Source organism: Rhizobium anhuiense bv. trifolii (assembly GCF_024346605.1).
Taxonomy (GTDB): Bacteria; Pseudomonadota; Alphaproteobacteria; order Rhizobiales; family Rhizobiaceae; genus Rhizobium; species Rhizobium anhuiense.
In genome coordinates this window covers 2,203,644-2,217,069 of sequence record NZ_CP098803.1, presented here as the reverse complement: position 1 = coordinate 2,217,069, position 13,426 = coordinate 2,203,644, and the positions used below count along the sequence as shown (strand labels likewise).

Annotated in this window: 11 protein-coding genes; 3 read left to right on the top strand and 8 right to left on the bottom strand. The window is 62.5% G+C overall.

Features of this window, described 5'->3' with window-relative positions; all coding sequences use genetic code 11:
- Positions 1–7: 7 nt before the first annotated feature.
- From scpB to NE851_RS19560, 6 genes are all read right to left on the bottom strand, one after another.
- The gene (gene scpB / locus NE851_RS19585; RefSeq protein ID WP_063475457.1) at positions 8–724 is read right to left on the bottom strand and encodes an SMC-Scp complex subunit ScpB; all 717 of its coding nucleotides are present in this window, start codon (positions 722–724) and stop codon (positions 8–10) included.
- Positions 721–1,578, bottom strand: coding sequence for a segregation and condensation protein A (locus NE851_RS19580; protein WP_047614779.1), 858 nt, complete (start codon positions 1,576–1,578; stop codon positions 721–723). Before NE851_RS19580 ends, scpB begins: the two co-directional genes overlap by 4 nt.
- Before the next feature lie 18 nt (positions 1,579–1,596).
- Positions 1,597–2,610, bottom strand: coding sequence for a beta-N-acetylhexosaminidase (nagZ, locus tag NE851_RS19575; protein ID WP_047615369.1), 1,014 nt, complete (start codon positions 2,608–2,610; stop codon positions 1,597–1,599).
- Positions 2,611–2,722: 112 nt separating this feature from the next.
- Positions 2,723–5,923 (bottom strand): SPOR domain-containing protein, encoded by a 3,201-nt coding sequence (locus tag NE851_RS19570; RefSeq protein WP_097623107.1) that lies wholly within the window; start codon positions 5,921–5,923, stop codon positions 2,723–2,725.
- A 61-nt stretch (positions 5,924–5,984) separates the two neighbouring features.
- Positions 5,985–7,742 (bottom strand): arginine--tRNA ligase, encoded by a 1,758-nt coding sequence (gene argS / locus NE851_RS19565; RefSeq protein ID WP_097543839.1) that lies wholly within the window; start codon positions 7,740–7,742, stop codon positions 5,985–5,987.
- Positions 7,743–7,807: 65 nt separating this feature from the next.
- Positions 7,808–9,025: a deoxyguanosinetriphosphate triphosphohydrolase gene (locus NE851_RS19560; RefSeq protein WP_047614775.1), complete on the bottom strand. Its 1,218-nt coding sequence runs from the start codon at positions 9,023–9,025 to the stop codon at positions 7,808–7,810.
- Between the two features lie 222 nt (positions 9,026–9,247).
- Between NE851_RS19560 and erpA the strand changes: the two genes are divergently transcribed.
- Entirely contained in the window at positions 9,248–9,580 is a 333-nt protein-coding gene (gene erpA / locus NE851_RS19555) for an iron-sulfur cluster insertion protein ErpA (protein WP_063475454.1), read from the top strand.
- Positions 9,581–9,704: 124 nt separating this feature from the next.
- Positions 9,705–10,496, top strand: a complete 792-nt coding sequence (gene xth / locus NE851_RS19550) for an exodeoxyribonuclease III (RefSeq protein ID WP_047614772.1) — start codon at positions 9,705–9,707, stop codon at positions 10,494–10,496.
- 51 nt (positions 10,497–10,547) lie between these two features.
- On the opposite strand, the gene exoR is transcribed toward xth, so the two are convergent.
- Complete coding sequence (gene exoR / locus NE851_RS19545; protein ID WP_047614771.1) at positions 10,548–11,351, bottom strand: exopolysaccharide production regulator ExoR; 804 nt, start codon at positions 11,349–11,351, stop codon at positions 10,548–10,550.
- On the opposite strand from exoR, the gene NE851_RS19540 reads away from it, so the two are divergent.
- Entirely contained in the window at positions 11,305–12,048 is a 744-nt protein-coding gene (locus NE851_RS19540) for a hypothetical protein (protein ID WP_164735957.1), read from the top strand. The genes exoR and NE851_RS19540 overlap by 47 nt on opposite strands.
- A 22-nt stretch (positions 12,049–12,070) precedes the next feature.
- Here NE851_RS19540 and NE851_RS19535 read toward each other — a convergent pair whose 3' ends face one another.
- Positions 12,071–13,348: an OmpP1/FadL family transporter gene (locus NE851_RS19535; RefSeq protein ID WP_047614769.1), complete on the bottom strand. Its 1,278-nt coding sequence runs from the start codon at positions 13,346–13,348 to the stop codon at positions 12,071–12,073.
- Positions 13,349–13,426: the final 78 nt, after the last annotated feature.

The window sequence follows — 13,426 nt, the reverse complement described above, 5'->3', positions numbered from 1 at the left end:
AAACCCCTCAATCTTCAGAGGTGCCGCGCGGCGCCAACAACCCCAATTCCTCGAGGTCCATCTGGGTGATCGGGTCTTCGTCCTCGGTCAGTTCGTCGTTCATCAACGGCGAGGGAATATTGAAATTCGCCGGAATGCGGCCCGACAGCAAGCCCGCTCCCTTCAACTCTTCGAGACCCGGCAAGTCACGCAGCTCTTCGAGACCGAAATGGTCGAGGAAATCGCGTGTCGTGCCCAATGTCACCGGCCGGCCCGGCGTGCGCCGGCGGCCGCGGAACCGCACCCAGCCGGCCTCCATCAACACGTCGAGCGTGCCGCGCGAGGTCTGGACGCCACGGATATCCTCGATCTCGGCGCGCGTCACCGGCTGGTGATAGGCAATGATCGCCAGCACTTCCAATGCTGCGCGCGAAAGCTTCTTCACCTCATTGTCATCACGGCGGATGATGAATGACAGGTCGGCGGCAGTGCGGAAGGCCCAGGCGCCCTCGACCTGGACCAGATTGACGCCCCGCGGCGCATACTGCTCCTTCAGGCGCAGCATGATGGCGCGCACGTCGGTCTTCTCAGGCAGGCGCTCGGCGAGGAAGCCTTCGGAGACCGGCTGCGACGAGGCGAAGACCAGCGCCTCGGCGATGCGCTCGGCCTCGATCTCGGCCTGCAGTTCGCGGCTCCTGTCGTCGAAATCGCCTTCGAAATCCTCTTCGCTCTTCGGATCGATCAAGCCGGCTGCTCCTGCTCCACCACCTGCAGCGTGGCATGTTTCGGACCGCGGCGCATGTATATCGGCTGAAAGGCGCCATCCTGACGGATTTCGAGCTTGCCCTCACGCACCAGCTCCAGCGAGGCGGCAAAGGCGCTGGCGATTGCCGTGACGCGTTCCTCGGGTGCTGCGAGATAACGCAGCAGGTAATGCTCCATCGCCGTCCAGTCACCGATCTCGCCGATCATCTGGGTCAACAGCTCGCGGGCATCGGTCAGCGACCAGACACTGCGCCGCTCGATCGTCACCTGGGTGACGGCATTGCGCTGCCGCAGCGCCGCATAGGCGGTCAGGAGATCGTAGAGGCTTGCCGCATAAGCGGATTGCTGACGGTCGGGAATATGCTCGGGGGCGCCACGCACGAAGATATCGCGGCCGAGACGGTTGCGATTGACGAGGCCCTCCGCCGCCCGGCGCATGGCTTCCAGGCGTTTCAGGCGGAAGGCGAGCGTTGCCGCCAGTTCCTCGCCCGAAGGACCGTCATCCTTGACCTGCTGGGGAATGAGCAACCGTGACTTGAGATAGGCAAGCCAGGCGGCCATGACGAGATAATCGGCGGCCAACTCGATGCGGATCCGCCGGGCGCTTTCGATGAAGAGCAGATATTGCTCGGCAAGCGCCAGCACCGAGATGCGCGACAGGTCGACCTTCTGGTTGCGGGCGAGATAGAGCAAGAGGTCGAGCGGGCCTTCGAAGCCGGCGACGTCAATCACCAGCGCTGGCTCGTGGCTGGCGCGCTCGGCACCGTTATCCTGCCACAGCTTGTCCATCGGCGTTGCCGCCTGCGGACGTTCCGTGCCCTTGACCGTGCTCACCTAGCTGCTCCCTTACGATCAGACCGTCGCAAACATCGCCTCGAATTCCACCCTCAATTCCGCTTCGTCGGACCTATCCGGCGCCGCGAAGCCTGCTTCCACCGCTTTTGCGCGGGCAAGCGAGATGCCGGCGAGCGGCGGAACATTTGCCACGACATCCCGCATCTCGTCCATATCGCCATTGCAATGCAGCACGATATCGCATCCGCCTGCAATGATATTCGCCGCGCGCTCACCGATCGTACCGGAAAGAGCGTTCATCGAGCTGTCGTCGGAGAGCAGCAGACCGGTAAAGCCGATATGCTGACGGATGATGCCGTCGATCACCTTGCGCGAGGTCGTCGCCGGATTGTCCGGGTCGATGGCAGTGAAGACGAGGTGACAGGTCATCGCCATCAACTCGTCCTTCATCGCGATAAAGGGCGGGAAATCGTGGGTCTCCAGCTCATCACGCGAGACGGTGACGACAGGCAGTTCCAGATGTGAATCCGCGAAACCGCGGCCGTGGCCGGGCATATGCTTCATCACAGGCAACAGGCCGCCGGCCTTCAGGCCTTCGGCAGCCGCCCGGCCCATGGCGATGACGGTGTCGGGATCGCCGCCATAGGCGCGGTCGCCGATGACGTTGCTGCTGCCCTCCACCGGCACGTCGAGCACCGGCAGGCAATCGACATCGATGCCGAGGCTCGAAAGGTCGAAGGCATGCAGCCGCGACATCAGCCATGCGGCCCGCAGGCCAAGCGCCGGGTCGCGGCGATAAAGATCGCCGAGCGCCTGGCCGGAAGGATAACGCGCCAGAATGGGCGGGCGGATGCGCTGGACGCGGCCGCCTTCCTGGTCGATCAGCACCGGCGCATGCCAGCCGACGCTTTCGCGCAGATCGGCGACGAGATCGGTGATCTGCCGGGCTTCGGAGATGTTGCGCCCGAAGAGGATGAAGCCCCAGGGCCGTTCGCCCCGGTAAAAGGCCTTTTCTTCGGATGTGAGGGCAAGGCCGCTGCAGCCAAGGATCATCGCTTTTGATTCGGTCATGTGAGAATCATAGACGGCGCCCTGCCAAATGCGAGCAAGGTCCAGCGCGATGCACAAAAAAGAGCGGCGGACCAATCCGGTCCGCCGCTTCCGATATCAATGAGCCTGATTCTTACTTGGAGATCAGGCAGCTTCCGCCCGCGGCGCGATACTGTTCGCAGAGCGCAGCCGCCTCGTCCTTGGAACCGGCCGGAATGCGAACACGGTAGAACGTGCCCTTGCCGGCGATATCGGCCCTGCGGATCTCATGGCTACGGCCGCCAAGCACGCCGGCGAATTTCTTCGACAGGTTGGCATAGGATTTGTTCGCCTCGTCTTCCGACGGCAGCGAGGCGATCTGGATGCCGTAGCCGCCGGCGGACGCAGCCTGCTGCGGCTTTGCGGCAACCGGTGCTGCGGCCGCGACCTCAGCCGTCGTCTGCTGTGCAGGCGGCCGGACATTGCCCTTCTCGGTCACGGTGCCGACGACGTTGACGGGCTGGTCGACCGGACGGGCGGTCGGGATCGGAGCGGTATCGGCAATCGCCGAGGTCTTGACCGGGCGCACCGGCGGCTCGACCGGGGCGGGATTTGCGGCCTGCGCGTCGGCGCTGCCTGCAAGCGGCGGCTCAGCCGGCGCGGTTTCAGCAGGTGCTGCAGAACGAGCATCGGCGGAAGCAACCTCGGCGCTTGCCGGGAAACTTGCGGCCGTTCCGGCGACCGGAGGCGCGGTCGGGGTCGATGGCGTCGTCTGGGCCGTCAACGGCGGCAGAGCCGACGGCGTCGGCTGGGCAGATTGCGCCGCCTGTGTCGGCTGGTCGGCGGGCGCCGGCTCCTCGCGGGCGACCAAGGTGCCGTCAGGCTTGACGATCATCGTGCGGACCTTGCGCGGCGAAACGGACGGCGCCTTGTCGGCATCGGTTGCAGAAGCGTTGTCGGCATTGTCCTGGTTCGGCAGCAGACGCGGATCCTGCGTCTCACCGACCGCGGTCGGCGTGACCTGATCACCGGCATTGGCGTTCTCGTCGTCCTCAGGCAGCGCTTCCGGTGTCAGCGTACGCTGGACGACATCGACGGGCGCTTCGTCGGAAGAAACGAGCGCCTTCTGCTTCGGCTCCTCGGCAGAACCCGCGACGCGGTCGTAGACAGCCTTGTCCTGGTTCGGCACCGTCTTGCCGCCCGGATTTTCCGGAACGACCTTGACCGGCTCCTTGTCGGCGGTGATCACGCGCGGCTCGCCGGTTGCAACAATGCCGAGCCCCTCGCCGTTCCAGACGGAGGAATAGACGCCATAACCGACGCCGGCAAAAACGACGAGAACGACAGCCCCGGCCAGCAGCCGGCGCATCGACCGGGCGCGGCTGAAATCAGCGGCCTGGCTTGCCGATTCGATACGGACTTCGGAGGTTTCACGGCGCTCGACCGGTTCGCGCACGCTGCGGCGGAAATCCTCCTCCAGCGCCCGTTCGAAATCATCGAGGCCATCGGCGATGGTGGGCTTGACCGGCTTTGCCGCGGCAGCAGCCGTATCCCGGACCGGCGCCGGGGTTTCCCGCGGTTTGGCCGGCTCAAAGAAGCTGGCGATCTCTGCGTCGAGATCGAAATCGAAATCCGCAGTTTTCGCGACCGGCGCAGGCTGCTCGACCGGCGGCAGCGCCGGCACATGCATATCGTCGACGGTCTCGGGACGATCCTCCGGATCGGAGATCATCGCCGGATCGAATGGCAAGTCTTCGGTGGCTTCGGCGACAGGCGCCGCCCAGTTGAAAGCCGGCGCCGGAGCTGGCGCCTGCGGCTCAGGAACGGCGGCCGGAGCGGGCCGCACCGAGGCGGCGGCAGCCTGCTGGGGAGCAGGAGCTGGCGGCTCAGGCGCAAAAACGGGAGCCGGCCGCGGAGAGACGGCGGCGACCTGCTGCGGCGCAGGGGTTATCGGCTGGGGCGCAGGCTCGATCTGCTCGGAGAAATCGAGATCGGCGAGTTCCAGTTCGATGCCGGCAAGATCCAGCTCGAAATCATGGCCGGCGAAGGGATCGTCGGCTTCCTGTACGGGCCGCGGCGTCTGCGAATATGCCGTTGCAGCAGGCTGCGGCGCAACGACTTCGGCAAGTTGCGGCGCGACAGGCCGTGCGGCTTCGGCAGCATAGACCGTAGCCGGCTCGATCGGCGCAGGCTGAACGAATGCTGCGGCGACCGGCGCGGGCGCGATCACCTCGGGCTGAACAGGTGCTGCGGCCACCGGGACGGCAGGAACGGGTGCCGCCTCGATCGATGCGGGCTGCGGCGAAACGGGCGCCGGATTGGCGCGTTGCGGCACCGGATAACGCGAGACGTCGGCCAGCAGATCGTCGAGATCGAACGTGCCGGCAGTGTGTGGAACTTCCGGCACGACCTCGGTCAGCGCCGCATCGGCCTGGACCTCGCCTTCGACAGCCGCGGCAATGAGATCGAAACCAGCGTCGGAGCCGAAATCCTCCAGCTCGTCTTCGATTTCGACGAATTCCTCGGCCTCGGCAGCCTCTTCCGACGCGACGACCTCATCATGGCGATCGAGTTCGGCGGGGAAGCCAAGCGACGGCGAAGCGGATTCGAATTCCTCGGAGGGCTCGACAGCGGCGACAGGCGCCGGCGGTTCGATTACAGATTGCGGCTCGACCACAGGAAGATCGACGGACGGCGCTTCAGCGACCGGTGCTGCGACCGTTTCGGCCACAGGCGCCGGCGCAACAACCGGCTCCTCGCGCTTCGCGGCATGGAAATTGGCGAGCGGCAGCCTGATGCTGGCAGCCGACCATTGCGGCGCCTTGGCGGGTTGCGGCAGCGAAGAGACCGGTGCTGCACCGATCGACAGCTCAAGCTCCTCGATGAGGTCGCGCGCACCGCCGAAGACCGACTGCACCGACGCTTCGGGAGCGGGCTCGGGGGAAAGCTGCTCCGCCCAGTCGGCGGCGGGCGTGTCCTGATTCTCCACGGCCAAAGTCACGTCTTCGTCAGCGTCATCGGGAGCGACGGACACCGGCTCAGCAGCCTCCGCACGTTCGTCAGCGGGAGAAACATCGAGAACGGGCTCGACGTAATCTTCAGGCAGGTCGTCAGAGATCGGCTCGGCGGGCCGGTCGAGCTCTGCGAGCGGACGTGGCGAATCGTAACGGTCGAACTCGCGCCCAAGCTCTTCCTCGAGATCGAGGGCCGGCTCGCGCCGAGCCGCCTCGGTCATCGTATTCGCTGCAACACGCGGCTCGAAGCCGACGATACGGGCAAGTTCGGCCAACGGATCGTCGTCGGCAAACAGATCGTCTTTTCCGCGCGTATCATACGCAAGTTGTTTATCAGCCATGCCTATCCCACTCGCAAACGCCAACGCTCAAATGCCAGCGCATTGTGGGGAAATGGTGACGTTATCGCATTTCGTCCGGTGCGGCAGTGCCTGTAATGGCAAGTCCCGACTTCAAAACCGACGCGACGGCGTACACCAGCCCAAGTCTGGCAATACTTGATTCTCGGTTTTTATCATTAACAAATCGTAATTCCGGCTGATCTTTACCTTTGTTCCAGTGCGCGTGGAACGAACTTGCGACGTCGTAGAGGTAAAAAGCGATGCGATGCGGCTCCTGCGACTGGGCGGCCGCCTCGACGATCCGCGGGAATTCGGCGAGCTTGGCGACAAGCTGCAATTCGGCCGGATCACCAATGCCAGCAACGGTTTTCGCGAGATCCTCGGGCGAAACTTCGAGGTCGGGAAAAGCCTCCCTCGCCTGCCGGAAGACCGACATGCAGCGGGCATGCGCATACTGCACGTAAAAAACAGGATTATCTTTCGATTGTTCGGTCACTTTGGCGAAATCGAAGTCGAGCGGCTCGGAATTCTTGCGGTAGAGCATCATGAAACGGACCGAATCACGACCGACTTCCTCGACGACGTCCCGAAGCGTGACGAAATCGCCGGAGCGTTTCGACATCTTCACCGGCTCGCCGTTTCGATAGAGCTTGACGAGCTGGCAAAGCAGCACCGTCAGCTTCGCCTTACCATCCGAAACGCCGCGTGCAACCGCTTCCAGGCGCTTGACGTAGCCGCCATGATCGGCGCCGAGCACATAGATCATCTCGTCGAAACCACGGTCGAACTTGTTCTTGAAGTAGGCGACGTCGGCGGCGAAATAGGTGTAGGCGCCGTCCGACTTGATCAGCGGCCGGTCGATATCGTCACCCACTTCGGTCGAGCGGAACAATGTTTGCTCGCGATCCTCCCAATCCTCGGGAAGCTGGCCCTTCGGCGGCGGCAGCGTGCCCTTGTAGACATAACCCTTGAAGGTCAGGTCGTTGATCGCCGTGCGGATCGCCGCGGCCCCATTGGCATGCAGGGTGCGCTCGGAGAAGAAGACGTCGTGATGGACGTTCAGCGCCGCGAGATCGGCGCGGATCATCACCATCATCGCATCGATGGTGCGGTCCTTGACGATCGGCATCCATTGCTCTTCCGGCATGTTGTGCAGCCGCACGCCGTAATCGGCGGCAAGCGACTGGCCAACGGGCACGAGATAGTCGCCGGGATAGAGACCCGAAGGGATTTCGCCGATTTTTTCGCCGAGCGCTTCGCGATAACGCAGGAAAACGGAGCGGGCGAGCACATCGATCTGCGAGCCGGCATCGTTGATGTAGTATTCCTTCTCGACGCCGTAACCGGCAAAAGCCAGCAGGTTGGCAAGCGCGTCGCCGACGACGGCGCCACGGCAATGGCCGACATGCATCGGGCCGGTCGGATTGGCCGAGACATATTCGACGTTGACCTTCCTGCCCTCACCCAGCGTCGAGCGGCCGTAATCGGTGCCGGCGCCGATGATCGAGGCGAGCAGCCGCTGCCAGTAGCCGACGGCGAGACGGATGTTGATGAAACCGGGGCCGGCAACCGAGACATCGGCGACGTCGGCATCCTCTTTCAGCTTGGCGATGATGACATCGGCCAGCGCGCGCGGATTGGTTCCGAGCGGTTTTGCCAGCACCATCGCGGCATTGGTCGCGACATCGCCATGGCTCGCGTCACGCGGCGGCTCGACGGTGATGCGGCCGAAATCGAGCTCAGATCGCTTTTCCCTGACCAGATCGATCTGTTCAAGGGCGGTTTTGATCCTGGCTTCGAAGTCGGTAAAAAGGTTCATCGCACTCTTCCATGCATAGGCTGTGCCAAAGGCTCAAATCGACCCTCGGCGTGGGCGACCGCTGCCTATCGCAAATCCGGAGTGTGGTCAAACAACCGCCTGTGGGCGCTGATCGCATAGGTGTCGGTCATGCCGGCCAGATAATCGCCGACATGGCGGGCCTTCGGCGCATCGGACAGGCCGGCGATATGATCGACCCAGTAATGGCTCTGCATCTCCTTGGGATTGGCCATGTAGGCGCCAAACAGATCGGTAACGATCTTTGCCGCGCCGGCGCGGATGCGCATGATATCGGCATTGCGGTAGATGCGCTTGAAAAGCATCGCCTTGATCTGCCGGTCGGTCTCGGCCATCGCCTCGGAAAAGGTGGCGATCACCTGGCCGGCGCCGCGGATGTCGCCGGCGCTCTCGGGGCGAAGGAGGGAAAGGCGCGCCTGCGCGACACCGATCACGTCTTCGACCATGCGGGTGATCTGGCGGCGCATAATCTCATGGGTGAAGCGGCTCGGCTCCAGATGCGGATATCGCTCCCTCACCTCGGCCATCAGCCCGGCGAGAAACGGGATTTCCTCTAACATCTCGAAAGTCAGGTAACCGGAACGCAGGCCGTCATCGATATCGTGGGTATTATAGGCGATGTCGTCGGCGATCGCCGCGACCTGGGCCTCGAGGCTGGCATAGCTTGCAAGCTCGAGATCGTGCAGCTCGCAATAATCGAGGATCGGCTGGGGAACGGGGCCGCGCGTGCCGACGCCATCCGGCGTCAGAAGCGGACCATTGTGCTTGACGAGACCTTCGAGGCTTTCCCATGTCAGGTTGATGCCGTCAAATTCGGCATAACGCCTCTCCAGCTTGGTCACGATGCGCAGCGATTGTGCATTGTGGTCGAAGCCGCCATAGGGCAGCAGCACCTCGTGCAGCGCGTCCTCGCCGGTGTGACCGAAGGGCGTGTGACCGAAATCGTGGACGAGGGCGACGCCTTCGGCCAGATCCTCGTCGAGCTTCAGGGCGCGGGCGAGCGCGCGGGCGATCTGCGCCACCTCGATCGTATGGGTCAGCCGGGTGCGGTAATGATCGCCATCCTGGGCGATGAAGACCTGCGTCTTGTGCTTCAGCCGGCGAAAGGCGGTGGTGTGGACGATGCGGTCGCGGTCGCGCTGGAAATCGGAGCGCGTCGGGCTTCCGTCTTCCTGATAGAGTCGTCCGCGGCTCGTCCAGGGGTCGGCCGCATAGACCGCCCTCTCACTGCTGCCGAAACCCAAAGCACGCGTATCGATCGTCATTCTTCACCGTCATCCTGCATGTTGCCGCATCTGCCCATTGACGCCGCTCTTCGCCCTTCATACCTATAGCCCGATAAAACGGCAAAGAGGCGCTTTCTCAACCGCATCGGCGTATCATCGCCTTTTCGCTAGGATTATGGTAAGTTTCTTTGATATCAGGCATTTGAACATTTCAGTGCCAAAACCCATTCTCTCCGGATCTTGACCCCGGCAGGAGGAAACATGACGGATACGAGTGTAACCCTTTCAGATGCCGCGGCAAAGCGTATCGCTGCGATCGTCGGCGCCGAAGCCGGCAAGAGCGCGTTGCGCGTTTCCGTCGAAGGCGGCGGCTGTTCGGGCTTTTCCTACAAGTTCGATCTTGCCGATAACGCCGGCGACGACGACATCGTCGTCGAAAAGAACGACGCCAAGGTGCTGATCGACAGCCTGTCGCTCGTCTATATGGCAGGCTCGGAGATCGACTTCGTCGACAATCTGCTTGGCCAATCCTTCCAGATCAAGAACCCGAACGCGGTGGCAAGCTGCGGCTGTGGCACCAGCTTCTCGATCTGACTTCTGAACGCACGGCCTTCTCCCCAACGAACCGGCCGAAGAACTATTTCCGGCCGGTTTATCGTCTTGTCCCCTGGTGAAATACCGCGATAAAAGAAGCGCACGAAGCTAACGGGACAGAGCCATGAAGATCGCGACCTGGAACATCAACGGCGTTAAGGCGCGCATCGACAATCTCACGCAATGGCTCAAGGATTCCGATCCCGATATCGTCTGCCTGCAGGAAATCAAAACCGTCGACGAAGGGTTTCCGCGGCTGGAGATCGAGGCGCTCGGCTATCACGTCGAGACGCACGGCCAGAAGGGCTTCAACGGCGTGGCGATCCTCTCCAAGAGTTCCCCTTTCGAAGTGAACCGCGGCCTACCCGGCGACCCGCTGGACGAACAGGCGCGTTTCCTCGAAGCCGTGTTCACGCTCCCCGACACGCGCATCCTGCGTGTCTGCTGCCTCTACCTGCCGAACGGCAATCCCGTCGACACGGAGAAATATCCCTACAAGCTCGCCTGGATGGAGCGCCTGCGGGCGTTCGCCGCCGAACGGCTGGCCTATGAGGAGATGCTGGTCCTTGCCGGCGATTACAATGTCATCCCGGAACCGCACGACTGCTTCGATCCCAAGGTCTGGGAAAACGATGCGCTGTTTCTGCCGCAGACGCGGGCGGCGTTCCGCCGGCTCGAAAATCTCGGGCTGACGGATGCGGTGCGCGCGACGACGGATGCGACGCAGTTCTATTCCTTCTGGGATTATCAGGCCGGCGCCTGGCCGAAGAACAACGGCATCCGCATCGACCATCTGATGCTGTCGCCGGAAGCCGCCGACCGGATGACGTCGGCCGCGATCGAGAAACATGTGCGGGCTTGGGAAAAGCCGTCCGACCACGTGCCTGTTATCGCCTATTTCGATTTTGCAGGCTGAGGCTTTTCCGCCTTACCGTGCCGTGGGTCCGAAAGGATGCACGGCACTCCTCTAGTCGTCGGAACCGGTCGCGATGCTGTGCGAGAGGGATACCGCCGTGCGGCGGTCGGCCTCGTTCGCAACAGAGAAGGCCTGCTCCTGCAACGCTTCCATCCAGCCACAGTCCTTGGGCTTGCAGCGGTCGAGTGCCGCCGTCATCAGCGCCAGACCACGGGCCGTCTGGCCTTCGTCGAACAGGATATTGCCGAAGACCGCCATGGCGCCGGGATGGCCGCTCTTGCGGGCCTGGTTCAACCATTTCTTCGCCTGCTGCGGGCTGGCATTGCCGCCCTCGCCGGCGAGCATCATCTGCGCCAGTTGGAACTGCGCTTCGGGGACGCCAAAGGTGGAGGCCACCTGGAAATAAAGTTGGCGTGCCTGGCTGAGGTCGATCCTGACCGGGCTGCCGGCAATGCCGTGCTTGTAATAGTTGGCGAGCGAGAGCAGCGCGTTGACGAAGAAGCCGGTATCTTCCGAACCGGGCTCGACGCCCTGCTGGGCGATCTCGCTATAGATCTTGAAGGCTTCGAAATCATCCTGGGTGACGCCGTCGCCATCGGCATACATGTTGGCAAGCGCCCAGCGCGAGCCGGTGTGCCCCTTTTCGGCGGCGTATCTATAGGCTTCCACCGCCTCTTCCTTCTGGCCGTTCTTGTAGGCCTTGAAGCCGAACTTGAAGAGGTCGAAGGGTCCGGATTCCTTGCTGACGCCGCCTTTGATATCGAATGCGCGGCACGGACCGGACAGCGCCAGCGCGACGGCTATCGACATGCCCATCAGCATGAATTTGAACAGTTTGAACTCGGACGTCACCATTTCAACCGATTTCTTTCGTTCATCTCAGGCAGGCGGCAACGGCGCTCGCGCCCTGCATCCCGCGGATGTATTCCTTCGAGGCGAGCGATCCCGCGGCGAGCTCAATGGCTCCCTTACCCGCGTCGCATCCAGCCCAGTGGCCTTTTCTCAAAGGCGCTATTCTCAGCCCATCATTCAGAACCACCCGGCTCCCGGCATGGCCCCGACTGCAATCTCCGTGGCATTCTTTCGGCAGGTGCGGCATCCGCCTTCCCGCCTCATCGCATTCGTAAACAGCAAATGTGACGAAAGCGGTATCGACGTCTCCGGCAAAGCTAGGCTGCTCATCCGAACGGGTCGAAAACAACGACAATGGATGGATCGGCGACGTCATCGCAAGGCCGGATTGGCGGCCGGAACAGCCTTGTTCGGAAAGCGAAACGACTGCAATCAAACGACTGTCGCCAATCGCGCCGTGCGATCTGGTGTTACCGGAAAAAAATCGACCCATGCTACTATTTACACGCACCGTAAGCCTGCCATCTCCTCGCCTGCAAATAGCGCTGCGCCCTCTTTGTGGCGGGAAATGGACAAATTCGCCCCGCCGCCACCTTACGCCAATCGTCGTAAAAAAGTGTTGCTGAATCGTCACAAATTGGAACGTCGATTTGTCTTGCCGACCGCCCAAAGAAAAGCCCGGCAAACTGCCGGGCTTTAACACTTTTACTTGGATCGCAGGATCAGAACTTGACCTTTACGCTGGTGGAAAGAGCCGCGACCAGATCGTCGCCGAAGGAATAGGAGACGTCGTTGCCATAGGTCCGGCCATTATAGACGTAGGTACCGGAATCCCCGCCCGTCATGATGCCGAGCGCGCCGGCCAGACGCCACTCGACATTCTCGACCGGCGTATAGGCGACACCTGCGCCGAGCGTCCATGTATCGGTCTGGGCGCCGTAGCCCTGGCTCGTGCCGCGATCCCAGGTCAGGCTGAGGGCACCGGACCATTGGTCGTTGAACTTGTGGCCGACGCCGCCGCTGACCGTCCAGCCGTCGCGGTAGAAGAGATCGAGCGAGGTGAGCTGGCTGCTGGCGGAGCAGGCGACGACGCCCTTGGTGGCCTTCGGGCAGAAGGCGATCGACTGCAGCACGCTCCAGTTCGTCCACTTGACCGACCCGAAGGCGAGCCAATCGGGCGCAATGCCGCTCTGAAGCTTGAGCTCAACGGAATCCGGCGCCTCGGCCTCCCCATAGACCGGCGTCACGACACCGAGGTAGGGATTTTTGGGATTGGCGGCCTTCGGCACCTCGGTCAGGTCGACCGTGCCGGTGAGATCGTCATACTTGACCTTGCTGTTGTAGACCAGGCTGGCGCGGAAGGCATATTCCTCGATTTCGTAGGCGATGCCCGCCCGCCATCCCATAGCCTGGTCGGCAAGATCCAGACGACCGGTGCCGTCATAGATCAGCGCGGCCGGCATTGTGGTGATCGGCGCCACGAGGCGCGTCTTGAAACCTTCGACCGTCTGATAGAATCCGCCGCCGATCAGGCGAAGCTGGCCGGGACCCATATCGAAACGATAGGAGCAGGTGGCGCCGTAATTGCGGGTGCTGATCTTGGTTTCGATATTGTCGTTGACGCCAAGCCAGTCAGCGCCGGGATTGGTGTGTGCGCCGAAGGGTGTCGAAAAATCGCCCATGCAGTCGATCGAGTCGCCGAGACCAACCTTCACGCCGAGATAGGGGACCCAGTAATCCTCGGTATCATCCGCCGTGGTCGAACCGCCGCCGATGCCGTTGGTGCCGAGGCCATCGGTGGGATCGGTGTCCTTGACGTTCTTCAGCTTACGCTGCGGCATGACATAGGTCGCACCGGACTGCACGGCAAACCGCGAATTGTCGAAGAGAAGGTCGATATTGTATCCGCCGCGCTCCAGACCGCCGGCAAAGGATGGCGATGCAAGCGACGAAAAAAGAACGAGCGATGTTATGCCCTTGGAAAACCTACGAGATGCCATTGTGTCTCCCCCACTCCAGCAATTGATGTGACCCCACTCTAGTAAGTGTTCGCGTGATATGGCAACGCGCCCCTCAGC